The 24,480-nt window shown below is 71.9% G+C and carries 26 protein-coding genes and 1 pseudogene; 14 read left to right on the top strand and 13 right to left on the bottom strand.

Going from position 1 to position 24,480, the window contains the following annotated elements:
- Positions 1–18: 18 nt before the first annotated feature.
- A complete protein-coding gene (locus ACQP0U_RS14490) occupies positions 19–756 on the top strand; it encodes a DUF6193 family natural product biosynthesis protein (RefSeq protein ID WP_433319542.1) in 738 nt (245 codons plus the stop codon).
- 441 nt (positions 757–1,197) lie between these two features.
- Here the strand turns inward: ACQP0U_RS14490 and ACQP0U_RS14485 are convergent, their stop codons facing one another.
- The gene (locus tag ACQP0U_RS14485; protein WP_433319539.1) at positions 1,198–1,392 is read right to left on the bottom strand and encodes a hypothetical protein; all 195 of its coding nucleotides are present in this window, start codon (positions 1,390–1,392) and stop codon (positions 1,198–1,200) included.
- A 521-nt stretch (positions 1,393–1,913) separates the two neighbouring features.
- On the opposite strand from ACQP0U_RS14485, the gene ACQP0U_RS14480 reads away from it, so the two are divergent.
- On the top strand, positions 1,914–2,117 hold the full coding sequence (locus tag ACQP0U_RS14480) for a hypothetical protein (RefSeq protein ID WP_433319536.1): 204 nt from the start codon (positions 1,914–1,916) through the stop codon (positions 2,115–2,117).
- Between the two features lie 23 nt (positions 2,118–2,140).
- Here the strand turns inward: ACQP0U_RS14480 and metH are convergent, their stop codons facing one another.
- Positions 2,141–5,641, bottom strand: a complete 3,501-nt coding sequence (metH, locus tag ACQP0U_RS14475; RefSeq protein ID WP_433320836.1) for a methionine synthase — start codon at positions 5,639–5,641, stop codon at positions 2,141–2,143.
- A gap of 276 nt (positions 5,642–5,917) precedes the next feature.
- Between metH and ACQP0U_RS14470 the strand changes: the two genes are divergently transcribed.
- Entirely contained in the window at positions 5,918–6,787 is an 870-nt protein-coding gene (locus tag ACQP0U_RS14470) for a PAC2 family protein (RefSeq protein ID WP_030332815.1), read from the top strand.
- Positions 6,788–6,926: 139 nt separating this feature from the next.
- On the top strand, positions 6,927–7,718 hold the full coding sequence (locus tag ACQP0U_RS14465; RefSeq protein WP_091408867.1) for a GntR family transcriptional regulator: 792 nt from the start codon (positions 6,927–6,929) through the stop codon (positions 7,716–7,718).
- A 138-nt stretch (positions 7,719–7,856) separates the two neighbouring features.
- Here ACQP0U_RS14465 and mshC read toward each other — a convergent pair whose 3' ends face one another.
- The 6 genes from mshC to ACQP0U_RS14435 form a co-directional block, all read right to left on the bottom strand.
- Positions 7,857–9,095 (bottom strand): cysteine--1-D-myo-inosityl 2-amino-2-deoxy-alpha-D-glucopyranoside ligase, encoded by a 1,239-nt coding sequence (mshC, locus tag ACQP0U_RS14460; protein WP_433319532.1) that lies wholly within the window; start codon positions 9,093–9,095, stop codon positions 7,857–7,859.
- Between the two features lie 66 nt (positions 9,096–9,161).
- Positions 9,162–9,980: an SCO1664 family protein gene (locus ACQP0U_RS14455; protein ID WP_433319529.1), complete on the bottom strand. Its 819-nt coding sequence runs from the start codon at positions 9,978–9,980 to the stop codon at positions 9,162–9,164.
- A complete protein-coding gene (locus ACQP0U_RS14450) occupies positions 9,977–10,561 on the bottom strand; it encodes a DUF3090 domain-containing protein (RefSeq protein WP_196926896.1) in 585 nt (194 codons plus the stop codon). Before ACQP0U_RS14450 ends, ACQP0U_RS14455 begins: the two co-directional genes overlap by 4 nt.
- 157 nt (positions 10,562–10,718) lie before the next feature.
- Entirely contained in the window at positions 10,719–11,432 is a 714-nt protein-coding gene (locus ACQP0U_RS14445) for an MSMEG_4193 family putative phosphomutase (RefSeq protein ID WP_433319526.1), read from the bottom strand.
- A gap of 102 nt (positions 11,433–11,534) precedes the next feature.
- Entirely contained in the window at positions 11,535–12,371 is an 837-nt protein-coding gene (locus tag ACQP0U_RS14440; protein WP_112676596.1) for an undecaprenyl-diphosphate phosphatase, read from the bottom strand.
- Complete coding sequence (locus ACQP0U_RS14435; RefSeq protein ID WP_210865913.1) at positions 12,368–13,420, bottom strand: LLM class F420-dependent oxidoreductase; 1,053 nt, start codon at positions 13,418–13,420, stop codon at positions 12,368–12,370. The genes ACQP0U_RS14440 and ACQP0U_RS14435 overlap by 4 nt, the downstream gene beginning before the upstream one ends.
- A gap of 186 nt (positions 13,421–13,606) precedes the next feature.
- Between ACQP0U_RS14435 and ACQP0U_RS14430 the strand changes: the two genes are divergently transcribed.
- Positions 13,607–14,578 (top strand): aldo/keto reductase, encoded by a 972-nt coding sequence (locus ACQP0U_RS14430; protein ID WP_124770871.1) that lies wholly within the window; start codon positions 13,607–13,609, stop codon positions 14,576–14,578.
- A 36-nt stretch (positions 14,579–14,614) separates the two neighbouring features.
- Here the strand turns inward: ACQP0U_RS14430 and ACQP0U_RS14425 are convergent, their stop codons facing one another.
- From ACQP0U_RS14425 to ACQP0U_RS14415, 3 genes are read right to left on the bottom strand one after another with little or no spacing between them, the layout of a single operon-like run.
- Positions 14,615–15,523: a hypothetical protein gene (locus ACQP0U_RS14425; protein ID WP_433319522.1), complete on the bottom strand. Its 909-nt coding sequence runs from the start codon at positions 15,521–15,523 to the stop codon at positions 14,615–14,617.
- 10 nt (positions 15,524–15,533) lie between these two features.
- Positions 15,534–16,595 (bottom strand): WXG100 family type VII secretion target, encoded by a 1,062-nt coding sequence (locus tag ACQP0U_RS14420; protein ID WP_433319519.1) that lies wholly within the window; start codon positions 16,593–16,595, stop codon positions 15,534–15,536.
- Positions 16,592–16,924 carry a hypothetical protein gene (locus ACQP0U_RS14415; protein WP_433319516.1) on the bottom strand — a complete coding sequence of 111 codons (333 nt, stop codon included), beginning with the start codon at positions 16,922–16,924 and terminating at the stop codon, positions 16,592–16,594. Before ACQP0U_RS14415 ends, ACQP0U_RS14420 begins: the two co-directional genes overlap by 4 nt.
- 92 nt (positions 16,925–17,016) lie before the next feature.
- On the opposite strand from ACQP0U_RS14415, the gene ACQP0U_RS14410 reads away from it, so the two are divergent.
- From ACQP0U_RS14410 to ACQP0U_RS14385, 6 genes and pseudogenes are all read left to right on the top strand, one after another.
- A complete protein-coding gene (locus ACQP0U_RS14410; RefSeq protein ID WP_433319513.1) occupies positions 17,017–17,436 on the top strand; it encodes a YbaB/EbfC family nucleoid-associated protein in 420 nt (139 codons plus the stop codon).
- A pseudogene (locus tag ACQP0U_RS14405) lies at positions 17,433–17,663 on the top strand (hypothetical protein); the annotation flags it as partial. The gene ACQP0U_RS14410 and the pseudogene ACQP0U_RS14405, both read left to right, overlap by 4 nt.
- Before the next feature lie 176 nt (positions 17,664–17,839).
- On the top strand, positions 17,840–18,271 hold the full coding sequence (locus tag ACQP0U_RS14400; RefSeq protein ID WP_433319511.1) for an SseB family protein: 432 nt from the start codon (positions 17,840–17,842) through the stop codon (positions 18,269–18,271).
- Positions 18,272–18,313: 42 nt separating this feature from the next.
- Entirely contained in the window at positions 18,314–19,150 is an 837-nt protein-coding gene (locus ACQP0U_RS14395; protein WP_433319508.1) for a helix-turn-helix domain-containing protein, read from the top strand.
- 66 nt (positions 19,151–19,216) lie between these two features.
- Entirely contained in the window at positions 19,217–19,798 is a 582-nt protein-coding gene (locus ACQP0U_RS14390; protein WP_433319505.1) for a dihydrofolate reductase family protein, read from the top strand.
- Positions 19,799–20,003: 205 nt separating this feature from the next.
- Positions 20,004–20,195 (top strand): DUF5703 family protein, encoded by a 192-nt coding sequence (locus ACQP0U_RS14385; RefSeq protein WP_013734349.1) that lies wholly within the window; start codon positions 20,004–20,006, stop codon positions 20,193–20,195.
- Positions 20,196–20,246: 51 nt separating this feature from the next.
- Here ACQP0U_RS14385 and ACQP0U_RS14380 read toward each other — a convergent pair whose 3' ends face one another.
- Together ACQP0U_RS14380 and ACQP0U_RS14375 are read right to left on the bottom strand one after the other, a co-directional pair.
- On the bottom strand, positions 20,247–20,909 hold the full coding sequence (locus tag ACQP0U_RS14380; RefSeq protein ID WP_433319502.1) for a hypothetical protein: 663 nt from the start codon (positions 20,907–20,909) through the stop codon (positions 20,247–20,249).
- A 58-nt stretch (positions 20,910–20,967) separates the two neighbouring features.
- A complete protein-coding gene (locus tag ACQP0U_RS14375) occupies positions 20,968–22,296 on the bottom strand; it encodes a M20/M25/M40 family metallo-hydrolase (protein ID WP_433319499.1) in 1,329 nt (442 codons plus the stop codon).
- A 148-nt stretch (positions 22,297–22,444) separates the two neighbouring features.
- Here ACQP0U_RS14375 and ACQP0U_RS14370 point away from each other — a divergent pair, with 148 nt between their 5' ends.
- The 3 genes from ACQP0U_RS14370 to ACQP0U_RS14360 all read left to right on the top strand — a co-directional run bounded on the left by ACQP0U_RS14370 (position 22,445) and on the right by ACQP0U_RS14360 (position 24,426).
- Complete coding sequence (locus tag ACQP0U_RS14370) at positions 22,445–23,056, top strand: hemerythrin domain-containing protein (RefSeq protein ID WP_433319496.1); 612 nt, start codon at positions 22,445–22,447, stop codon at positions 23,054–23,056.
- Between the two features lie 83 nt (positions 23,057–23,139).
- Complete coding sequence (locus ACQP0U_RS14365) at positions 23,140–24,120, top strand: LysR family transcriptional regulator (protein ID WP_433319493.1); 981 nt, start codon at positions 23,140–23,142, stop codon at positions 24,118–24,120.
- Positions 24,121–24,180: 60 nt separating this feature from the next.
- A complete protein-coding gene (locus tag ACQP0U_RS14360; protein ID WP_124821707.1) occupies positions 24,181–24,426 on the top strand; it encodes a hypothetical protein in 246 nt (81 codons plus the stop codon).
- Positions 24,427–24,480: the final 54 nt, after the last annotated feature.

Below are 24,480 nucleotides of genomic sequence, written 5' to 3'. Positions count from 1 at the left end.
TTGCGGCAGAATGCGTGCATGCCGAGCGGACCCACCACTGACGACCTGTACCCCGAGGTGCTGGCCGCAGGCAGCCTTGCCGCCTCGCTCGACGCCGTCGCCGCTGATCATGGCCTGTCGCTCGGATCGGTTCGAGCGTTGGAATGGTCCTCGCCGCTCACCTGGGCGAGTGTCCTGAGTGGATCTTCGGTTCGTGACGATCTCACTGTCAGTGCGAGCACCGATGAACGCCGCTTCCGAATCGAAGGATGGGGGCAGGGAATCCAGTTGATCGCTGGCACCACCGGCGACCTGGTTGAGGTCGTCCGAGCGGCGCACGACTGGCGTGCCGGCATGCCATTGCACGGCATCAGGCGCTCAGTGCCATTTGTCATGCTGACTCGTCGGGGCGAAGTCGTCGAGCACGGCCCGGCGCGAGTGGTAGCGGCGGAATGGCAGTGGCTGAGGCAGAGGAGCGAAGAAATCGATCAGCCCCACTACCAGGCGCTGATCGAGGCAGCCTACAACGAGCCGAGGCTACGCCAGCTGTACCCGTACACGAGTCACTCCGTCCTGAACTTCTCCACCACCACGGGATATCCGTTCTCGCCCAGCCCGGTCAGCCTCGGTGCGCTCGGTTCGCACTCGAACTTCCGGGTCTGGGCACGATCTGACTTACTCTGCGAGACCGCCACCGCCACGGAGGCCGTGGCGGTGGCGGTTGCCCACTTGTCGGCTGACCTCGGCCCGGCTGTCGCTGGCAGATACGAGGCGTAGCACCGCAACGCCGTGCGACCTCGCCGGTTACCTGCTGTACCGAGCGACTGTCGACCAATGCTCCCTGGCCGCGCACCTGCCGCCGTTACTTGGCATTGTATTGATCAAAGGTGAGGGCATAGTCGATCGACACGGACAAGATGCCGCCTGAGCTGCTCGTTCATCGGTCATCGGTGGTCAACGTTCGTTGCTCTTGGTTCACCTCTGACGGCGTGGATACGGCCTGATCTTGGGACTCGTCCGGGCGACGTCGGGATGGACTCGATAAGCGTGAAGCCCGGGTAGTAACGCGGATCGGAGTACAAATGCCGGTAGTAGCAGGCCCAGTAGCTCGCCACTCGCTGACGCGTAACGGCGAGGAAGGCCGGGTTCGCGGCGGATGTCGAGCAGGATCTCTAGGAGGTACTCCCCGACCAGCCGGACCGGTCGTCACCCAGCTAGTCACTCATCCAAGTCAGCACTCTTCACGGCGGCCTCGAAGGCATCGGGCCTCGTCCGCCGTAGAAGCTCGCACCGCTCGGCGAAGATGTCGAACGCTCGCTGGATGCTGCACACCTCGGCCTGGCGAATCGCCTCTACCGCCAGGACGTGCGGCCCTTGCACGATGAGGTCGTCGATCTGCTGCCAAGCGTCCACGCGGCCATCGTTGCAGGACGACTGTCAGCTTGGGAATCGGGTTGAGTCGCGACCCACGGGCGTGCTGCCACCCGGCCGCGGAAGCACAAACCCGGTGGATAAGCACTGCGGCGGACCTTCGCTGGCCGGTGTTGACCCCTGCATCGGGCCGGAGGCGCAGTAGCCGCACGCCCGCGACCGCCGCCAGCTCGCCGACGCGGCCGGCGTGCGCTCCCCTACGCCGTGCGGGTGCTGGCCGCGCGGCCCAGCCGGCTGCCGGCTCACACACCCGACCACCAACGGACTGTCGTCCGGCGGCGGCCCCTTGGGCTTCCGCTTTCCGCGCCAGCCGCCGGGTGGGTTGCGTGGCCGGAGTCGGAGCGTCAGCGGAGCGACGGACGCGCGCCCAGGCGGCGGCGCGTGCGGCCCATCTCGGGCCGCCGTGAGGACGTACAGGAACTTTGAACCACTTCGCCGGCAGCCCGGTGCCGACAGCCCTGCCGCTCCGAAGACCCAAGCGCCGCGGCTTCGTGTCTCACAGCGTGGCGGGCACTTCGCCCGGCATCCCCGACGACCACCACAACGGCGAGCACATCCTGCGGCATAGCTACGCCTCGGTCCTTCTGGACGCCGGGGAGAGCATCAAGGCCGTGTCGACCTACCTCGGCCACGCCGACCCGGGATTCACCTGCGGACATACACCCGCCTGCGCCAACCAGCGAGGACCGCACTCGTCGGGCTATTGATGCGGTCAGGGCACTTGCGCCCGTTACTTGGCGTTGAAGTAGTTGGCCTCCGGGTGGTGGACCACGATGGCGTCGGTGGCCTGCTCCGGCATGAGCTGGAACTCCTCGGACAGCTCGACCCCGATCCGGTCCGCGCCGAGCAGATCCATGATCTTCGCCCGGTCCTCCAGGTCGGGGCAGGCCGGGTAGCCGAACGCGTACCGGCAGCCCCGGTAGTCGTTGTGCAGGATGCCGGCCAGGTCCGCCGGGTCGTCGTGCCCCAGCGGACGACCGTCGGGCAGGGTCAGCTCGGCTCGGATGCGCTGGTGCCAGTATTCGGCGAGCGCCTCGGTGAGCTGCACGGAGAGCCCGTGCACCTCCAGGTAGTCGCGGTACTCGTTGCGGGCGAACAGCTTCGCCGCGTACTCGCTGACCGGCTGGCCGACCGTGACCAGTTGCAACGCGACCACATCGAGCTGGTCGCCCTGGGGCTTGAAGAAGTCCGCCAGGCAGAGCCGCCGCTCCTGCCGCTGGCGGGGGAAGGAGAAACGGGCGCGCTCCGCGTGCCCGTTCTCGTCGAGCACCACCAGGTCATTGCCTTCGGAGTACGCGGGGAAGTAGCCGTACACCACGGCTGCCTCAAGGACCTGGTCGGCGATCAGCCGGTCCAGCCAGTACCGCAGGCGCGGCCGGCCCTCGGTCTCGACCAGCTCCTCGTAGGAGGGTCCGCCGCCGCCCCGGACGCCGCGCAGCCCCCACTGCCCGGAGAAGGTGGCCCGCTCGTCGAGCAGCGCCGCGTAGTCGGCCATCGGCACGCCCTTGACGACCCGGGTGCCGAAGAACGGTGGTGTGGGCACCGCGACGTCGGCTGCCACGTCGGAGCGGACCGAGGAGTCGTGCAGCTCCGGCAGCGACGTGGTGACCATCGAGCGTTGCCGTTCCCGGCGCGCCCGTCGGGCCGCGAGAGCCGCCTCCCGCTCCGGGTCGATCACCGGGGCGCCGCCACGCTTGGCGGTCATCACCCTGTCCATCAGGGACAGGCCCTCGAACGCGTCCCGCGCGTAGTGCACCTGCCCGGGGAACGTCGACCGCAGGTCGTCCTCGACGTACGCGCGGGTGAGCGCCGCCCCACCCAGCAGGACGGGCCAACGCTCCGCGACCCCGCGGGTGGCCATCTCGGCCAGGTTCTCCTTCATGATGACCGTGCTCTTCACCAGCAGCCCGGACATGCCGATCGCGTCGGCGCGGTGCTGCTCGGCGGCGTCCAGGATGGCGCTGATCGGCTGCTTGATGCCGATGTTCACCACCTCGTAGCCGTTGTTGGACAGGATGATGTCGACCAGGTTCTTGCCGATGTCGTGCACGTCGCCGCGCACGGTGGCGAGCACGATGCGGCCCTTGCCGCCGTCCTCCGCGGTCTCCATGTGCGGTTCCAGGTAGGCCACCGCGGTCTTCATCACCTCGGCGGACTGGAGGACGAACGGCAGCTGCATCTGGCCGGAGCCGAACAGCTCACCGACGACCTTCATGCCGTCCAGCAGGATGTCGTTGATGATCGACAACGGGGACCGGCCGCCGGCCATCGCCTCGTCCAGGTCGGCCTCCAGGCCGTTGCGCTCACCGTCGATGATCCGCCGCTTGAGCCGCTCGTCCAGCGGCAGCGCCGCCAACTCCTGGGCCCGGCTGGCCCGAGCGCTTGTCACGTCGACGCCCTCGAACAGCTCCAGGAAACGCTGCACCGGGTCGTACCCCTCGCGGCGACGGTCGTACACCAGGTCCAGTGCGACCTCGCGCTGCTCGTCGGGGATCTTCGCCATCGGCAGGATCTTGCTGGCGTGCACGATCGCCGACGTCAGGCCGGCCTGCACGCACTCGTGCAGGAACACCGAGTTGAGCACCTGCCGGGCCGCCGGGTTGAGCCCGAAGGAGATGTTCGAGATGCCCAGGGTGAAGTTGACGCCCGGGTAGCGGTGGGAGATCTCCCGGATCGCCTCGATCGTCTCGATGCCGTCGCGGCGGGTCTCCTCCTGCCCGGTGGCGATCGGGAAGGTCAGCGCGTCGATCAGGATGTCCGAGCGGTCCATGCCCCACCGGCCGGTCAGGTCGTCGATCAACCGCGCCGCGACCCGGACCTTCCACTCCTGGGTACGGGCCTGCCCCTCCTCGTCGATGAGCAGCGCCACCACCGACGCGCCGTGCTCACGGACGATCGGCATCACCCGCGCGTACCGGGATTCGGGGCCGTCGCCGTCCTCGAAGTTCACCGAGTTGACCACGCAGCGGCCGCCGAGCATCTCCAACCCGGCCTCCACCACGTTCGGCTCGGTGGAGTCCAACATGATGGGCAGGGTGGACGCGGTGGCGAAGCGGCCGGCCAACTCCCGCATGTCCTGTGTGCCGTCCCGGCCGACGTAGTCCACGCAGAGGTCGAGGAGGTGCGAGCCATCGCGCGCCTGACTGCGGGCGATCTCCACACAGGCCCGCCAGTCGCCGGCGAGCATCGCCTCCCGGAACGCCTTCGAGCCGTTGGCGTTGGTCCGCTCCCCCACCATCAGCACCGACGCGTCCTGGGCGAACGGCACCGGGTGGTACACCGAGGAGACGCCCGCCTCGTGCCGGGGCTCGCGGGCCGGGGCGGTGACGCCGTGCAGCCGCTCGGCCAGCACCCGGATGTGCTCCGGGGTGGTGCCGCAGCAGCCGCCGATCAACCCCACGCCGTACTCGGTGATGAACCGCTCCAGGGCCTCGCCCAGCTCCACGGGAGTCAGCGGGAAGTACGCCCCGTCGGCGGTCAGCACCGGCAGGCCGGCGTTCGGCATCACCGACAGTGGGATGCGGGAGTGCTGCGACAGGTAGCGCAGGTGCTCGCTCATCTCGGCCGGGCCGGTCGAGCAGTTGAGCCCGATCAGGTCCACGCCGAGCGGCTCGATCGCGGCGAGGGCCGCACCGATCTCGCTGCCGACCAGCATCGTGCCGGTGGTCTCCACTGCCACGTGACAGATGATCGGCACCGACTGGCCCAGCTCGGCCATCGCCCGCTTCGACCCGACCACCGCCGCCTTGACCTGGAGCAGGTCCTGGCAGGTCTCGATGATCAGCGCGTCCGACCCACCGACGATCAGACCTGCGGCGTTCTCCTGGTAGGCGTCGCGCAGCGTCGAGTAGTCGGCGTGCCCGAGGGTGGGCAGCTTGGTGCCCGGCCCGATCGAGCCGAGCACGAACCGGGGCCGCTGCGGGGTGCTGGCCGCGTCGGCGGCCTCCCGGGCGATCCGGGCGCCGGCCTCGGACAACTCGCGGATGCGGTGCGGGATGTCGTACTCGGCGAGGTTGGCGAGGTTGGCGCCGAAGGTGTTGGTCTCCACGCAGTCGGCGCCGGCGGCCAGGTAGGCGTCGTGCACCCCGCGCACCACGTCCGGGCGGGTGACGTTGAGGATTTCGTTGCAGCCCTCCAGCCCGTCGAAGTCGTCGAGCGTGAGGTCCGCAGCCTGCAGCATCGTGCCCATCGCGCCGTCGGCGATGAGAATCCGCTCAGCCAGCACATCCATCAATGAAGTCCGCACCCGTTCAGGTTAGTGCGATTCGGCCGGACTCCACGACCATCATCGTGCGATCCCCTATTGTGTCACGGGGATCACCCTGTCTGGTTCGTTCGGGTATGACCTGCTGCCGGAGCGGCCGACCGGCGCGGCCGACGGGCCGGGCCCTCGCCCTGCACGTAGGCTGACGGACGTGAAGGACAACAGGGACGCCGCCGTGCCCCACGGCATGACGACCGGGCGCGGTCCCGGCGCCAGCCGCGACGAGCAGGGTGAGGTGACGGCGTGACCGAGTTCGACGGACTGCCGGTGCTGCGGTCCCCGGTGGCGATCGCCGCGTTCGAGGGCTGGAATGACGCCGCCGACGCGTCCACCGCCGCGGTCGAGCACCTCGAGCAGGTCTGGAACGCCCGGCAGATCGCCGAGCTGGATCCGGAGGACTTCTACGACTTCCAGGTCAGCCGGCCCACCATCACCATGGCCGACGGGGAGACCCGGCGGGTGGAGTGGCCGACGACCCGGTTCATGGTGGCCAGCCCGGAGGGCACGGACCGCGACGTGGTGCTGATCCGCGGCATCGAGCCGAGCATGCGCTGGCGGACGTTCTGCGAGCAGGTGCTGGAGATCTGCCACAGCCTGGAGGTGGAACGGGTGGTGCTGCTCGGCGCGTTACTGGCCGACGTGCCGTACACCCGGCCGCTGCCGATCAGCGGCAGCGCCTCCGACGCGCAGGCCGCCGAGCGGTACCAGCTCACCCCCACCCGGTACGACGGGCCGACCGGCATCGTCGGTGTGCTGCACGACGCCTGCACCCGCGCCGAGGTGGACGCCGTCTCGTTCTGGGTGCACGTGCCGCACTACGCCAACAACCCACCCTGCCCGAAGGCCACCCTCGCCCTGCTGCACCGGGTCGAAGAGGTCGTCGACCTGCCGGTCCCGATGGCCGACCTCGCCGAGGAGTCCGCCGAGTGGGAGCAGCGGGTGCGCAGCGCCGCCGAACAGGACGCCGAGCTGGGCGAGTACGTCCGCGAGCTGGAAGAACGGGTCGGCGACGAGGGAATCACCCCGTTGACCGGTGACGAGATCGCCCAGGAGTTCGAGAAGTACCTGCGCCGACGGGGTGGTTCCGCCGGCCCCACCGCCGGCTCCTGGTAGCCCTGTCTCGTCGCGGGCCACTGTTCGTCGCGGGCCTTCGGACCTCTGTGGTCCGGGGGCCCGTTTTCGCGTGTCCGGGGTAGCGCCGTCACACCCGCTAGGGCATCCTAGGAACCTAGATGTGATCAAGGAGGCGGGTGTGCAGATCAATCCCGGGGCCGCCGAGTTCCCGCACCGACAGATCGCCGCGCAGCTCAAGGCCCAGGTCCGCCGCGGCGACTGGGGGCCGGGCGAGCGGCTGCCGTCCATCCCGGCCATCGCCGAGATGTTCGGCGTCGCCAAGCAGACAGTGCAGCGCGCCGTCGACCAGCTGCGGGTCGAGGGCATCCTGATCACCAAACCCGGCTCCGGTACGTACGTGCGGGGCACCCGCCGCCGCCTCAACCGCCTCTCCCGAGGCCGGTACGGCGGCTTCCGCGGCTACCACACCGACCTGGCCGCCCGATACCGTCAACAACTCGTCTCCGTCGGGCACGCCCCCGCCCCCGCCGAGGTGGCCGACGCCTTCGGCGTGTCGGACGGCACCAACCTGCTCTGCCGCCGCCACCTCGTCCGCACCGACGACTCCCCCGTCGAGGTGGGCGCCTCCTGGTTCCTGCCCCGCGACACCGCCGGCACGTCGCTGGAGCGCACCGAGGCCTTCGGCCGGCCGCTCTACCAGGAGGCCGAGGAAGCCACCGGACGGCGGTACGTCTCGGCCACCGACACGATCAGCGCCCGCCAGCCGAGTCGGGAGGAGGCCGAGACCCTCCAGATCCGACCCGACACCCCCGTGCTGCACCTGCTGCACGTCGCGTACGACGCGCACCGCAAGCCGATCGAGGTGTCCCAGGCGACCTGGCCCGGCCCCATGACCACCCTCACCGAGGAGTACAAGATCCCGGGCCCGACGCCCGACCCGGAACCCGACCCCGGCCTGGTCCTGGGCTGAAGACCCAGAAACCACAACCCGCCCAGCACGGGCGCGATCATGAGGTTGACGGGTCCTGCAGAGATCGAAACGCCCGCCAATCCCATGATCGACCGCGGTCTGGGTGGGTCGATCAACGCGCGGCAGGACGCGCGTGGGCTAGAGGCGGATGCCCAGGAGGGCGTCCACCGTCTTGGCGAAGAGGGCTGGCGCTTCGGGGTCATCGGTGGCGCCGGCGAGGGTCGCCTCGGCCCAGCGGTCGGCTGCGGCAAGGGCTCCGGGGGTGTCCAGGTCGTCGGCCAGGCGCGCGCGTACCTCGGCCAGCAGCTCAGCCCCGGACGGCCCGGCGGGCGCGGCGGCGGCCCGCCGCCAACGGTCCAGGCGCTCCTGCGCGGCGGTGAGGAGGTCGTCGGTCCAGGTGCGGTCGCTGCGGTAGTGCCCAGAGATCAGCGCCAGCCGGACCGCCATCGGGTCGACCTTGTCGGCGCGCAGCCGGGACACGAAGACCAGGTTCCCGCGGGACTTGGACATCTTCTCGCCGTCCAGGCCGATCATCCCGGCGTGGACGTAGTGCTCGGCGAACGGCGCCTGGCCGGTGAGCCGTTCGGCGTGCGCGGCGGAGGCCTCGTGGTGCGGGAACAGCAGGTCGTTGCCGCCGCCCTGCACGTCGATCCGATCGCCGAGCAGGTTGAGCGCGATCACCGCGCACTCGATGTGCCAGCCGGGGCGGCCCGGGCCCAGTTCGCCGCCCGGCCAGGACGGCTCGCCCTCGCGGGCGCCGCGCCACAGCAGCGGATCGAGTGGGTCACGCTTGCCGGCCCGGTCGGGGTCGCCGCCGCGCTCGGGGAAGATCTCCAGCATCTGCTCGCGGGTCAGGTTCGACTCGTAGCCGAAGCGGGGCGTGGCGGAGATGTCGAAGTAGACGTCGCCGGTGCCGTCGTCGAGCCGGTACGCGGCGCCGTCCTTGAGCAGCACCTCGACCTTGTCGGCGATGTCCGGGATCGACTCGACAGCGCCCACGTAGTGCTCCGGCGGAATGATCCGCAGAGCCTCCATGTCCTCCCGGAACAGCGCCGTCTCGCGCATCGACAGGACCACCCAGTCCTCGCCGTCGCGGGCGGCCCGCTCCAGCAGCGGGTCGTCGATGTCGGTGACGTTCTGCACGTAGCGCACCGGGCGGCCGGCGTCGCGCCACATCCGCTGCACCAGGTCGAACGTGATCATGGTGGCGGCGTGGCCGAGGTGGGTGGCGTCGTACGGGGTGATGCCGCAGACGTACATGCGGCCCGCGTCGGCCGGCGCACTGGGGTGGACACCCTGCCGCGCCGAGTCGTACAACGCCAGCGGCTCGCCCCTGCCCGGCAGCCGTGGCACCTCGTGTCCCGCCCAAGACTCCATGGGATCAGCCTAGCCAGCCCGGCGACCGGGCCGGAGCACCCCACGGGTGATCAAGATGACAGCGGTTCACATGGGCGGCCAGGGCATCGCCGGCCAGTCCTCCGGAGGTTGGGGGAAGCTGCCGGTCTCGCGCAGCCGGTCGATCCGGGCGGCCACCTCGGCCACCTCGCTGATCGTCAGGTGGTCGGCCAGCTCCGCGCCGAGCGCCCCGGCGACCTGCCCGGCCAGCGCGTCGAGCATCTCCACGGCATCGGCGGGCAACTGCTTACCGGCCCAACCCCAGAGCACCGTCCGCAGCTTGTCCTCCACGTGGAAGCTCACGCCGTGGTCCACGCCGTAGATCCGGTCGTCGGCACCGACGAGCACGTGACCGCCCTTGCGGTCGGCGTTGTTGAGCACCGCGTCGAGCACCGCGAGCCGGGCCAGCCGCGGGTCGTCGGCGTGGGCGAGGGCGTACGCGGCGCCGTCGTCGTCCCGGGCCGCGGCGATCGGGATCCAGCGCGGCGGCAACTCCCCGGCGGGCAGGAAACCGACGAGCGGTTCGGCGTCCTCCGGCTCGTCGATCCACAGCTGGCAGGAGCCGGGGCCGAACGGGCCGTCGCGCAGCACGGTGGGCGGCACCAGGCCCCACCCGGTGGCCCGGGAGACCAGGTACGCCGAGACTTCCCGACCGGCCAGGGTGCCGTCGGGGAAGTCCCAGAGTGGGCGCTCACCGCGGACCGGCTTGTAGACGCAGCGGGCGGTCATCCCGTCCAGGGTGAGGATGCCGCGCAGCGTCGTGTTCGACGCGTCGACCAGCCGACCCTCCAGGTCGAGGACGCCGTCACGCAGCAGCCGCAGCGCGGCGTCGCCGTCCTGGCGAGGCTGGAGGCCGGACGAGGTCACCGGTGATAACCGTTGTGCCGCGGGCAGAGGTGCCCGGCGGGGTCCAACGGTTGGCCGCAGAGCGGGCACGGAGGCCGGCCCGCGTTGACCACTCGCCGGGCCCGCTCGATGAACTGGCGGGTCGCCTGCGGGGTGAGCCGGACCCGGAGCCGATCGAGGTCCTCGTCCGGCTCGTCGTCCTCGTCGTCGTCCTCGTCGTCCTCGTCCTCGTCGCCGAGCTCGACCTCGGGCTCCACCTCGCCCGCCGCGATCGCCTCGATCACCACGGTCGCGGTGTCCACGTCGAAGGCCAGCCCGAGGGTCCCGACCCGGAACTCCTCGTCGACGGGAGTGTCCAGCGGCTCGTTGTCGCCGATCACCGGCGCCAGCTCGGGCAGGTCCACCCCGAAGCGACGCTGCGCCTCGGTGAGCAGCTCCTCCAGCTTCTCGGCGAGCAGGGACACCTGGACCTTCTCCAGCGCGACGCTGACCAGCCTGCCGCCGCCGCGGGCCTGCAGGAAGAACGTGCGCTCCCCCGGCGGCCCGACAGTCCCGGCGACGAACCGCTCCGGCGGTTCGAAGGCGTGCACCTGGTGGGTCATACCCACGACCCTATCCGGCCCGCCTTGGCCTCGCGCACCCCACCGACGCGAATCGCCGCAGCGACGGCGCGCCCGGCGTACCAGGTGCGATACCCGGGCGTGGCGGCCTTTCTGACGTCCGTTGACGCCCCGCTCGGGGGCGGTGTCGTGACACGCCTCACCGCGCCGCACCCGCCCCGCCGCCGACGGCCGCGTCCGAGTCGGCCACCCGGGTTGCGCGCCGACGCCGCTTGGCCGGCGGCGGCACCAGCGCCGCCAGGTCGCCGCCGGTGTCGTTGAGTCGCACCAGAAACGGACGCAGCGGCGTGAACCGGATCGCCGTCACCGACGCCGGGTCGGCCACGATCCGCTGAAAGGCATCCAGGTGTACGCCGAGCGCGTCCGCCACGATGGCCTTGATCACGTCGCCGTGGCTACACGCCAGCCAGACCGCCTCGGGCCCGTGTTCGGCGCTCACCCGGGCGTCCCAGGAGCGCACCGCCGCCACGGCACGCGCCGCCATCGCCGCCATCGCCTCCCCACCCGGGAAGACCACCGCGCTGGGGTGCTGCTGGACGACCGGCCAGAGCGGCTCCTTGGCGAGCTTCTTCAGCGGCTGCCCCTCCCAGCTGCCGTAGTCGCACTCGATCAACCCGTCCTCGACCACCGGGGCGGCCTGCGGGAGCGCCAACTCCAGGGTCTGCCGGCAGCGGATGAGCGGGCTGGTCACCACGGCGGCCAGCGGCACCGCCCGCAACCGCTCGCCGACCGCGCTGGCCTGGGCGCGCCCGGTGTCGTCCAACTCGACCGGTTGGCGGCCGGCCAGGCCGCCGTCCGCGTTCGCGGTCGTCCGGCCGTGTCGCAGAAGCAGAAGGGTCGCCACGGGGACCACCCTATGACCTGCGCCCCGCGCAGGGCCGTCGCGGGCGGCGCGATGACGACCGCGGCCCCCGGCGCCGCACGTGGGCGGGGCCGGGGGCCGTCGACACGTCGGTCAGGTGGCGCTGATCGTGCCGGTCAGCAGCAGGGCCAGGACGAGGGTGCCCAGCGCGACCCGGTACAGCACGAAGACGTACAGGGTGTGGTGGGCGACGTAGCGCAGCAACCAGGCGATGGCCGCGTAGCCGATGCCGAACGCGATGAGGGTGGCCACGATCGTCTGGGCCACGGTGGGCACTGACGTGCCCGGGGCGGACGGTTCGAAGACGTCCCCGAGGCTGAACACGCCGGACATCACCACCGCCGGGATGGCCAGCAGGAACGAGTACCGTGCCGCCGCCTCCCGGGTCAGGTTGAGCAGCAGGCCGGCGGTGAGCGTGCCACCGGAGCGGGACACCCCGGGGACCAGCGCCATGGCCTGGGCGAAGCCCATCACGATGCCGTCCTTCATCCGGAAGTTCTCCAGGGTGCGGGTCTGCCGACCCCAGTACTCGGCGAAGGCCAACACGAACGCGAACACGATGAGTGTGGTCGCCACCACCCACAGGTTGCGCCCGGCGGTCTTGATCTGGTCCTTGAACACGAAACCGAACAGCCCGATGGGGATCGAGCCGACGATCACGTACCAGCCCATCCGGTAGTCGAGGCTGGAGCGCACCGACTTGTCGCGGATGCCCACCAGCCAGGTCCGGGTGATCCGCCAGATGTCCTTCGCGAAGTAGATCAGCACGGCCGCTTCGGTGCCGAGCTGGGTGACCGCGGTGAACGACGCGCCGGCGTCCCGGTCGAAGAAGATCGCCGAGGTGATCCGCAGATGCCCCGACGAGCTGACCGGAAGGAACTCGGTCAGTCCCTGGACGATGCCCAGGACGATGGCCTCGACCCAGGTCACTCTCCGACTCCCGAGAGGTCGAGAGCCTCGGCGACGGTACGCAGGGTCTGCACACCGCTGTCCCGGTCGGCCACGAAGAGGGTCACCGACAGCGTGGTGACGCCGGCCGCGGCGTACTCCCGCATGCGCTCGGCGACGCGCTCCTTCGGGCCGAGCAGCGAGGTGCGGTCGATGAACTCCATGGGTACGGCGGCGGCGGCGTCGCGCTGCCGCTTGGCCAGGTAGAGGTCCTGCACCTCGCGGGCGGCGTCGCCGTAGCCCATCCGGGTGGCGAGCTGGTTGTAGAAGTTCTGCTGACGGCTGCCCATGCCGCCCACGTACAGCGCGGCGTACCAGCGGACAAGTTCGGCGCAGGACGCCACGTCGTCGCCGATCACCACGGGCACCGACGGCACCACGTCGAACCCGGCCAGCTCCTTGCCGACCTTGGCCCGCCCGGCGCGGACCGAGGCGAGCTGCTCCTCGGCGAACTCCGGGGCGTAGAAGACTGCCAGCCAGCCGTCGGCGATCTCGCCGGCCAGCTCCAGGTTCTTCGGGCCGACGGCGGCCAGGTAGATCGGTATGTGCTCGCGGGGTGGGTGGAAGCCCAGCCGCAGGGCCTTGCCCGGCCCGTCCGGCAGCGGCAGCGTGTAGTGCTCGCCGTCGTAGGCCACCTCCTTGCGGGCGATGGCCAGCTTGACGATGTCGACGAACTCGCGGGTCCGGGCGAGCGGCTTGGCGAAGCGCACGCCGTGCCAGCCCTCGGACACCTGCGGGCCGGAGACGCCCAGGCCGAGCCGGAACCGGCCGCCGGAGAGCGCGTCGATCGTGGCGGCGGTCATGGCGGTGGCAGCCGGCGTACGGGCGGGGATCTGCATCACCGCGGCGCCGACGTCGATCCGTTCGGTCTGCCCGGCCATCCAGGCGAGCATGCTGGGCGAGTCGGAGCCGTACGCCTCCGCCGCCCACACCACCGAATAGCCGAGCCGGTCCGCCTCCTGGGCCAGCGCCAGGTGGTCGGCCGGTGTGCTCCACGCCGTCTGGTATCCGAGACTGAGCCCGAGTCGCACTGGTCCTCCCCCATCCGTGGCACAGGTCGCCCCAGGTTACGCAATGCCGATAACGGACTCGATCACCGGCTCGACACCTTTGCTCCCCCCTCCATCGGGGCAGCCCTGGGCGGCGGAACCGGCAGAACCGGCAGAGATACGGGAGCGAGGATATCGGTGGCGGCAGGTTCGAAATAAGGTTCACCCATGCAACAGCGACCGCTCGGCCGAAGCGGGCTGGCGGTTTCCCGGCTCGCGCTCGGCACCATGACCTGGGGCCGGGACACCGACGCCGACGATGCGGCCGCTCAGCTCAAGAGTTACCTGGACGCGGGCGGCAACCTGATCGACACCGCCGACGTGTACGGCGACGGCGACGCCGAGTCGGTGATCGGCTCGCTGCTGGGCTCCCTCGTGCCCCGCGAGGAGCTGCTCATCGCCACCAAGGCCGGTCTGCGCCCCGGCAGTGGCCGACGCCGGGACGGCTCCCGTGGGCACCTGCTGCGCACGTTGGACGCGTCGCTGCGCCGGCTCGGCACCGACCACGTCGACCTGTTCCAGGTGCACGGGTACGACCCGGACACCCCGCTGGAGGAGACCCTGGCCGCTCTGGACCACGCGGTGGCCAGCGGCAAGGTCCGCTACGTCGGGGTGTCGAACTTCTCCGGCTGGCAGACCGCGCGGGCCGCCGCCTGGCAGACCGCCTGGCCGGGGCGGGCGCCGGTGGTGGCGTCCCAGGTGGAGTATTCGCTGCTGGAGCGGGGCGTGGAGCGGGAGGTGCTGCCCGCGTGCGACGCGCTCGGCCTCGGCGTGCTGCCCTGGTCGCCGCTGGGCCGGGGCGTGCTCACCGGCAAGTACCGGCACGGCCGCCCGGCCGATTCCCGGGCCGCGTCGCCGCACTTCGAGCGGTTCGTCGCCACGTACCTGGAGCCGCGCTGCTCCAGCATCGTGGAGGCGGTGGCGACCGCGGCCGGTGGGCTGGGGGTGTCGCCGTTGGAGGTGGCGTTGGCGTGGATCCGGGACCGGCCGGGCGTGACCGCGCCGATCCTCGGCGCCCGCACGGTGGGGCAACTGCTCGGCGCGCTCCAGGTGGAACGGATCACCCTGCCCGAGGAGATCACCACCGCGCTCGACGACGTCTCCGCGGTGCCGGTCGGCTACCCCGAACGCGACGGCTGACCAACCCGGCGGGTCACCGCTGACCAGCCGGCCTGGTCACGGCGTCGGGCGGTCTCCGGGGAGGTCGTGGATCGCGGCCAGGAAGCGCGACTGGTCGTCGCGGAGCGCGGGCTGGGTGAGCCGGATCCACGAACCGTCGTCGAAGACGACTGTGGAGGCGAGCTGCACGAGCCCACTCGCGCCACGCTCCGAGTCGACCCGGGCCACCCGGTCGCGGCGCACACTCCACAGCACCCGCGGTTGACGCCGGTCCGGCCGGTCGGCGTCCGGACGGGGACCCATCCGCAGCAGGTGCAGGTGGGTGTCGGTCACCGCCAGTGGTGTGCCGCTGTAACGCTCCAGGAAGAGCAGCAGGCTGCCGGCGAGGGTGGCGAGGTCGCCGCTGAAAACGTACCGGCGGCGGTAGGCGATCTCGGCGAGCTGGTCGGCCAGCGGACGGTACTGGCTCAGCCGGAACAGCGCGCGGAACGCCTCCTGCTCCGCGGTGAGCGGGATCGGCTCCCGCTGGGTGGGTTGCTGGGGCAGGCCCGGCTCCGGCGTGGCCAACTCCGGCACACCGGCGGCGATGGCGCCGGCCTGGCCCGGCAGCAGCAGCACGCCAGCGGCCAGCCGCACCGGCGTCAGCACGGCGTCGACCCAGACCACCGGGTTGACGATGTTGAGCAGCCCGAACAGCACCTTCGGGTCGAGCGCGTCGGCCAACTCGGCGCCGACCTCGTCGGCGAGCTGCTGACCGGCCTTGTGCGTCTGTGACATGCGGACCGGCCCGAGCCCCACGTAGCGGAGGTCCTGCCCGGCCAGCAGCGGCGCCACCAGGGCGCGTTCCGGCTCGTCGCTGGTGCGGAACTCGTCGCGCAGCTCGCGGGCCTTGTCCCGGGCGGCCCGCGCGCCGCCGAGCACCGCGTCGGTGAGCCGGCCCAGCCGACCCCGCTCCCCTGCCATCACCCGTCGCCTCCTAGCGGCCCGCCGGCTGGTCCGCCGGCGGCTGCCCGAAGACATTCTGGTCGATCCAGTCAGCGCCGCCCTGCACCGCCTGGTCGATCTGGTCACCGACCTGCTCGCTGCCGGGGACGGAGAGCCCGCTGGTCAACGCCACGGTCCCCCAGGTGACACCGTGGATGACCGAGTTCGGCACGTTCCACGGCAGGTGGGTCGCCCAGTCCCGGGCGATCACCCGGGCGCCGTCGGCGACCCCGTGCGCCCGCAGCGCGGCGGCCCGGTCCAGGGCGCCCATGTCGAACGGGGAACCGGACTTGCCCAGCTTGTAGGTGCCCTTGGTGGGGTCGAGGAACTTGTGGTGCCACTTGTCGAGCTTGCCGGCGGCGCGGCGCTTGTCGGCGTACTTCTTGCCCTTGCGCAGCGCCTTCTGCATGTCGACGAGCTTGTCCAGGTGGGTCCGCAGCTTGCGCAGGTACAGCAGAACCCGCTGGAGCAGTCGGATGACCTTCTGCAGGTGCACAGCGAGCGGCCGGATGACCTTCAGCATCCGGGTGACAACGATCAGACCTCTGGTGACGGCCAGGCCCACGCCGGCAGCCCAGGACGCGCCCATGGTGATCGGCGCCATCAGCAACGCCGTCACCAGCGTCACCAGGAGGAAGTTCACGAACTCCACGCAGAGGTCCACGAGCACGTCGTGCACGGTCTGCAGGCCGTCGGCGACACTGCGCAGGTACTCCGCGGTCGCGGCGAACTGCTCGGCGACGTCGAGGAGCTGCTGCTCCACCTCGGCCAACCGCTTGCCGTACGCCACGCCGGAGGGTGAGCGCCACCCGGCCTCCGCGGACTCCCGGGCCCCCCGGTGCCCCTGCGCCAGGTCGCGCACCTGCGCGGCCAGCGCGTCCCACTCGACGGCCTTCGCCCGCAGGACGGCGGGCTCGCCGTCGACCAGGTCGACGAGCTGGATCAGCGGCCACGCCAGGGTCCGGCAGACACTGTCGACGGCGTCCTGCACACCGGAGAGCGCGCTGTCGAGACCGTTCCACAGCTGGACGGCGCTGCCGGCCGGCCCGCTCATCCGGGCAGCCCCGACTGGATGGCCTTGAAACCGGAGTCGAGGTCCCGTTCGTTGAGTTCGTACGCCTCGGCCGTCTCGGCAAGCGCTGTGGCGACCCGGCCGAACGCGGCGTTCGCGGCGGCGAACAGCTCCTTGCCGCCGGTGACCTGCTCGGCGTACTTGTCGCGGAGCATGTCGCTGGCGAACGGCAGATGGCCGAAGGCGTCCGACGGCACGTCGCCGGCAGAGACGATCTGACTCTCCAGCGCGGCGAGCGAGCTGGCGACCTGCTTGGCGGCCGTCTCCAGTCGACGGACCGCCTGCACGTCGACATCGATATCCGGTGGCATGCCGTTCCTCCCCCATGAGTCGAGCGCACCGACGATACGATCTCCCGGCCACCGGGCACCACCCGGTCGCACGATTCACGGGGAGGAATCTCATGACGGACCCGACGTCGGCGTTCGACGCGCTCGCCGGGCGGATCGCCGACATCGAGCGCCGGTTCGCCGGCCTCCGCGACGATCTGGCCGAGCTGTCCGGCACCGCGGCCGACGAGAGCGGACTGGTCTCGGCGACCGTCGACGCCACCGGCGCGCTGACCGGCCTCACCCTCGCGCCCGCCGCCCTGCGGGCCGGCACGGAGGGGTTGGCCGAGTTGGTGCTCGACGCGTACCGGCGGGCGCGGGAGGTCGCCTCCACGCACGTCGACGAGCACACCGAGGGGTTGGACGTCGCGCTGGGCGCGGGGCTCGGCGACCTGTTCGGCACACCGGGGGACTTCTCCGCGCTGGGCCGGCTGGAGGAGACCGTGGCCCGGCTCGGGCGGCTGGACGACCGCCTGCCGGGCGCGCCGGCGTGACGTCGCCGTCGCCGACCTGGCCGGAGATCGCCGCCCGGCTGCGCGACACCGTCGCCCGCTGCGACCGGGACACCGACCTGGAGCTCTCCGCCGGCCCGCGCCGGATCCGGCTGCTGGTGCGCCGCCAGGTGGTGCGGGTGGTCTGCCCCGGCCACGACGAGGCACGCCTGGCCGCGCTCGGCTGGCACCGCCCGACCGGCGACGAGGGCTGGTGGTACGAGGCACCGCGCACGCCGGAGCAGGTGCAGCGGCTCAGTGTGTTCGTGGCCCGTACCGCCGCCGAGGTGTTGACCGACGAACCCGGCGCGCTCTCCTGCCGGGCGGTCCCGCCGGCTGCGCACCCGGGCCCGCCGCCGCAGTCTGCCGCCGCCCGGCCGGCTCCGGCCGAGGCGACACCGGCGGGGTGGCTCCGAAGGAGGCGACGCCGACCGGGGCGACACCGACCGGGGCCGCCGAGGCGGCGGAGCCAGCGGTGGTGGCGGTGCTCGCGGCCGCCGTCGACCGGCGTGACCTGCCCGGCTACCTCGGGGTGCTGGCCGGCGCCACGGTGTGTGTCCCGCTGGCCGGGGAGCCGACGCCGGATGCCGACTTTCCCTGGACGGTGGTCGGCGACGCGACCGGCGCGCCGCTGCTGCCGGTCTTCACCTCGCCGGGGGCGCTCACCGCGTTCACCGGGGAGGGCGTGCCGTTCGTCGCGCTGCCCTGCGCCGAGTTGTTCGAGGACTGGCCGGACCCGTCCTGGGGGCTGACTGTCGACCCGGGCAGCGCGCGGGCGGTCGCCCTGGCCGCGCCGGCCCTCGCCGCCCTGCTGACGGCGAACGTCCCCACCGGCTGACGCCTGCCGGCTCGCCCCCGGGGCGTCGGCGATACTCGGTGCGTGGAGTACGTGTCCAGAGTGCCGCGACCGCCGCTGGACGGGCTGATCGACGACCTCTACTACCTCGAGGGTGCGCCGCCGTACGCCCGGCTGACGCTGCCACCGCCGTCGGCGCTGCTCATCGTCAACCTCGGGGCGCCGTTCCGCATCCGCGCCGGCACCGACATCGAGACGGCCGAGTACGCCGACGGCTGCGTGGTCACCATGCCCACCCGCGCGTGGGAGTTCGGCTATCCACTCCGGACCCGCTCCGTCGGCGTGCACTTCAAGCCGTGGGGGGTGGGGCCGTTCCTGCCGATGCCCGCGGCCGAGCTGTGTGACCGGCCGGTGACGGTGGAGCAGGTCTGGGGCCGGCCCGCCGTTGCTGAGCTGCGGGACCGGCTGGCCACGGCGGCCGGGCCGTACGAGATGCTGACGCTGCTCGAGGAGGAGCTGTTGCGACGGCTGCGCGAGACCGCCGGTCTGGGGCTGGTCCGCCACACGAGCAGCGTCATCGCGGCGACCAGCGGGGCGGTGGCGATCGGCGACCTGAGGGCGGCAGCCGGTGTCAGCGGCACTCACCTGGCGCAGCGGTTCAAGGAACTCATCGGCGTCACGCCGAAGCGGCTGGCCCGCACCTACCGCTTCGCCGCCACCGTGTTCTCGATCGATCCCGCCGGGCCGATCGACTGGGCCGACCTCGCCAGTGGCGCGGGCTACTTCGACCAGGCCCACTTCGGCCGCGAGTTCCGGGCGTTCACCGGGCTCACGCCGACCCGGTACGTCGACGTTCGGCGGCGGTTCCTGCGCGAACATCCCGGCCACGTGCTGGACAACTGGCCGCTGCCGGCCGATTGATTTCGTACAAGAGCGGCAGCTCACGACACGTTAGCTTGGGGCCATCCCCAAGCAGAGGAGTGCCCCGTGGGCAAGGTGGTCATGTACGGCTCGGTGTCGGTGGACGGCTTCGTCGCGGACGAGAGTGACCAGCCCGGACCGCTGTTCGAGTGGTTGACCAGTGGTGACGTTCCGTTGGACGAGAGCGGCGTGCTGAAGGTGTCGCAGACGTCCTACGACCACACCCGGCCGTACTGGGACCAGATCGGGGCGACAATAGCCGGCCGCCGCGTCTTCGACATGACGGACGGCTGGGACGGGAAGCCTCCGGGCGGGGTCGACCACGTGGTCGTGGTGACGCACCGGCCGGCGCCCGAGGGCTGGGACGTTGCGGCGCCGTTTCACTTCGTCGACGGCGTCGAGGCGGCCGTGGCCAGGGCGCAGGAGCTTGCCGGTGACCGCCTGGTCGAGGTCGCCGCTGGCGACGTCGGCGGCCAGGTGCTCGCCGCGGGCCTGGTCGACGAGGTGCGCATGGACGTCGTACCCGTCGTGTTCGGGTCCGGCAGGCGCTTCTTCGGGTCGGTCGACGCGCAGCACCTGTTGGAGGATCCTGACGTGGTGATCCAGGGCAACCGGGTGCTCCACCTGCGCTACCCGGTGCGCCGTTGACCGATCTGCGCGCCGACGCGTGGGAGTCGGCCGCCGCCTCTCGCGGAGCCGGCTGATCCGTCCCCCGCTTCGGCCGCTCACGGGTGCCCAGGCGGTGCGACACCACGCGAGCAGGCACGTGTCGGCACGAACCATCCCACGACAGCGTCGTTGGTCACCCCGGAGGGGGTGGCGAACGGCCGCTGGGCTGGGCAGCATGGGTGGCATGGACTACGAGTACGCGCCACTGCGGCTGCCGCCGAACGTCGACCGGTTGACCGCCGCGGCGCAGTTGGCGATCCAGGCGGAGTTCTCCGGATGGGAGTTGGCCCGGGTGCGGCTGTACCGCGACGGCACGCGCCAGGTGGTGCTGCGTCGTCGGCGGGTCAACCAGCCGCAGCCGGGTCTGTCGTACTGACGACCGGGCGGGGCCGCCCAGGGCCGGAGTCGGCCTCGGGCGGCACCCGGGCTAGTGCTGGTGCCCGGCGTGGTCGTGGTCGTCGTCGAGCTCCAGGAACGGGTGCTCGTCGAGGCGACCGACAAGCCGGTCGTCGGCCGCCGGCTGGAACGGGCCGACCGCGTCGTCGTCGTCGAACGACTCCAGGTCGACAGGGGTGCCGACCTCGCTGACCATGACCACCCCGTCGAGCGGTTCCAACTCGGGGACGTCCAACGCGCCGAGTGAGCCGTCGCCGCTCTGCAGCAGCTCCAGCACGGCCTCGCCGACGCCCTCCACCGGCGCCGGCTCGTCGTCCTCCGGGGTGCCCTCGCGGCGGGCCGCCTCGGCCACGCGCAGCAGCGCGGAGATGCTCGGCACCCGGTAGTCACGACGCTGACGCACCGAGATCACCCGGGGGTGCGGGTCGCTGGCCTCGGCGCCCTCGCCGCCGCCGAAGCGCTCGTCGGCCTCGTCGGGGTCGATCGAGTCGACATCCCACGGCGTCACCTCGCCGAAGGCGTCGAGCAGCCGCTCGTCGTACGCGAAGGAGGCGTTGTTCAACGCCACGTACGCCTGCCAGACGTCGTCGTCGTCGACGCGGCCCTGCGCGGCGCGTACGGCGGCCAGGTGGTGACGGGCCGCTTCGATCACCCGCTCGAGAGCGGCGTCCAGCTCACCATGCTGGTCGGTCATGTGGGGCAGTCCCTTCACGATGGGGAGGTTGCGTGTCGGTGGCCAGGGCCGGACACGGCTAGCAGGTGCGGAGGAACCGGTCGAGAACCCGCACGCCGAACTGTAGTCCGTCCACCGGAACGCGCTCGTCGATGCCGTGGAACAACGCCGAGAAGTTCAGGTCGGCGGGCAGTCGGAGCGGGGCGAACCCGAAGCAGCGGATGCCGAGCTGCGAGAACGCCTTGGCGTCGGTGCCCCCGGAGAGCATGTACGGAACGGGCCGCGCTCCCGGGTCCTCCGCGCGCAGGGCCGCCGACATGGCCTCGACCAGGTCACCGTCGAAGGTGGTCTCCAGCGCCGGCTGCCGCTGGACGTACTCGATCGCGATGTCCGGGCCGACCAGCTCGCGCAGTTGCCGCTCCAGCAGCTCGGACTGGCCGGGCAGGCTGCGGCAGTCGATGGTGGCGGTGGCCCGGCCGGGGATGACGTTGTCCTTGTAGCCGGCGCTCAACCGGGTCGGGTTGGCGGTGTTGCGGATGGTCGCGCCGATGATGTTGGCGATGGGGCCGAGCTTGGCGATGGCCGTCTCCGGGTCGTCCGGGTCCAGTTCGATGCCGAGCAGGTCGGAGACCTCGGTCAGGAAGGCCCGCACGGTGTCGGTGACCACCACCGGGAAGCGGTGCCGGCCGATCCGGGCGACCGCCTCGGCGAGCGCGGTGACGGCGTTGTCGTCGTGCATCATCGAGCCGTGCCCGGGGCGGCCCTTGGCGTGCAGCCGCAGCCAGTCGATGCCCTTCTCGGCGGTCTCGATGAGGTAGAGCCGCTGGTCCTCGTTGACCGAGTAGGAGAAGCCGCCGACCTCACCGATCGCCTCCGTGCAGCCGTCGAAGAGGCCGCGGTGGTTGTCCACCAGGAAGCGCGCGCCGTAGTCGCTGCCCGCCTCCTCGTCGGCGGTGTACGCGAGCACGATGTCGCGCGGGGGTCGTACTCCGGTGCGCTGCCAGTGCCGCACCACGGCGAGCACCATCGCGTCGAAGTCCTTCATGTCGATCGCGCCCCGGCCCCAGAGATAGCCGTCGCGCAGCTCGCCGGAGAACGGGTCCACCGACCACTCGTCGGCGTCGGCGGGCACCACGTCCAGGTGGCCGTGCACCAGCAGCGCGCCCCGGCTCGGGTCGGTGCCCGGGATGCGGGCCACCACGTTCGCCCGGCCCGGCGCGGACTCGTGCAGGACGGACTCCACGCCCACCTCGGCGAGCTTCTCCGCCACGTACTCGGCCGCGCGGCGCTCGCCGACGCTTGTGTCGTTGTCACCCGTGTTGGTGGTGTCGATGCGCAGCAGGTCGCGGCACAGGTCCACGACCTCTGCGGTGGGGTCGGGTCGGGCGGAGGCGGCATCGCTCGTCATCGCCTCTTCATACCAGCACGGGCTGGTCGGCAGGCCGGCGCGGGTGGACGCATCGACGGGTCGGTTTCGCGGTGGCCGCGTTCGGGTACCGCCGCCCACGACCGTACGTCCCTGCCGGAGCTTCCGCCCGCCAGTCGAGGAGGGCACCATGTCCGCCGTTCCCCTGCCGCCGCTGCCGCCCGCGCCCGCACCCGAGGAGGGCTACCGACCCGCCGGTCGGAGCATCGCCGACATCGTCGACCGGGAGCACCGGCAACTGCTGGCGCTGCTGGACCAGCTGACCGGCCCGGACACCACGCCGCAGGAGGGGTTGGCGGTGCTCACCGCCGCGCTGTCGCGGCACCTGTCCGCCGAGGAGCAGTACCTGCTGCCGGCGGTACGCGCGGCGCTGCCGGCGGCCACCGAGCGGGTGGACGCGGAGATCAACGCCGACGCGGCCCTGCTGAGCGCACTGAAGGGGCTGACGGACGAGGCGCTGACCGAGGTCGCCGAGCGGGTCCGCCGGCATGTCGACGGGGTGGACGGGCTGGTCGCCGAGCTGCGCACGGTCGCGACCGAGGAGGAGCTGATCCGGCTCGGCAACCGGTTGGAGATCGCCGAGGAGGCCGCGCCGACCCGCCCGCACCCGGGCACCCCGGCCACCCCTCCGTGGAACCGGATCGTGGAGCCGGCGGTCGGGGTGGTGGACAAGGTTCTCGACGCGGTGACGCGGCGGCCGACGTACCTGGCGGACCTGCCGGAGCCACCGCGCGACAAGTGACCGGCGGCCGCCGGCAATGCATTCATTATCACCGATCCGCTCGGGCTATTCCGCCAGCAGACGCGTAGTCCTACCGTCACCCTATGAACCTGGAGCTGCGTCACCTGCGGGTTGTCTGCGCGATCGCGGAGACGGGAAGTGTGACGAAGGCGGCGTCGGCGCTCGGCCTGGCCCAGCCGGCGCTCACCGCCCAGCTCCAACGCATCGAACGGACGCTGGGCGGCCCGCTGTTCGACCGGGACCGGCGCGGGGCACGACCCACCGCGCTCGGTGAGCTGGTGCTGGCCCGCGCCCGGGTGCTGCTGCCGGCGATGAAGGGGCTACAGGACGAGGCCGCCCGGCTGGCCGGGGCGGGCGACACGCCGCCGTGCTACCGGTTCGGTGGGGTGAACAGCCCGATCCTGGGTCGGTTGGTGCACCGGTTGGCGGCCGAGCAGCCGCCCGCCCAGATCACCACGTACGCGTCCTGGTCGGTGGACGAGCTGGCGCAGTTGGTGGCCGGCGGCCGACTGGACTTCGCGCTGGCCGGCGTGTGCGGCGACGCCAGCCCGTCGGCCGGGTTCGGGTTGAGCTGGCAGGAGGTGGCCGTCGACCCGGTGCTGGTGCTGCTGCCGGAGACCCATCCTCTCGCCGCGCAGGACGAGGTACGCCTGGGCGACCTGCGGCACGAGCAGTGGGTCGCCGCGCCGGGCGACGGGTGCTTCGCCGACTGCTTCGCCGCCGCCTGCGCCCGCGCCGGCTTCACCCCCCGCAAGGTGTACGAGACCGACATCCGTGGCTGTGTCGACCTGGTGGAGGCGGGCGTGGCGGTGGCCCTGTGCCAGGCGACGTTCCGCCCGGTGAGCGGTCTGGTCACCCGTCAACTCGCCGGGACGCCGCTGCGCTGGCGGCTCCTGCTCGGCTGGCATCCGGACTCCCCCGCCGCCCAGAGCGCCCAACTGGTGCTGGAGACGGCGAAGGCGGCGTACGTCGACTCGTTGGCGCCGCACCCGGCGTACCTGGCCTGGCTGCCCCGCAACCCGGGGTTCGGCGTCCGGCAGCCGAGCGGGGTCCGACCGGGCTGAGCGGCAGGTATTCCCGGCCGCTGGCGGTGCGAACCGCCGTGGGCCGGGTATCTGGCGGACATGACCGACCTCTACCCGCCCGCCGACGACCGCGAACTGCTGCGCCAGGCGGCTGCCGCGCACACCGCCGCCACCCGTGCGGTGGAGGCGTTCCTGCGCCGCCTGCCGACGGTGCCCGACCCGGCCGACGTGACCGAGTACGCGAACCTGCTCACCCGGGAGGACCAGACCCGCGGCGACCGGGACGCCGCCGCCGACGCGGCGGGCCTGACCATTGGCAGCCTGGAACCCGACCAGGGTCAGTAGGACGCCGCGACGGTGCCGTCCCGACCGGGGACGGCACCGTCGCTGGTGGCCTCG

The organism is Micromonospora sp. CA-269861 (assembly GCF_050948505.1).
Classification (GTDB): domain Bacteria; phylum Actinomycetota; class Actinomycetes; order Mycobacteriales; family Micromonosporaceae; genus Micromonospora.
This window is presented reverse-complemented; position numbering and strand designations above follow the sequence as displayed.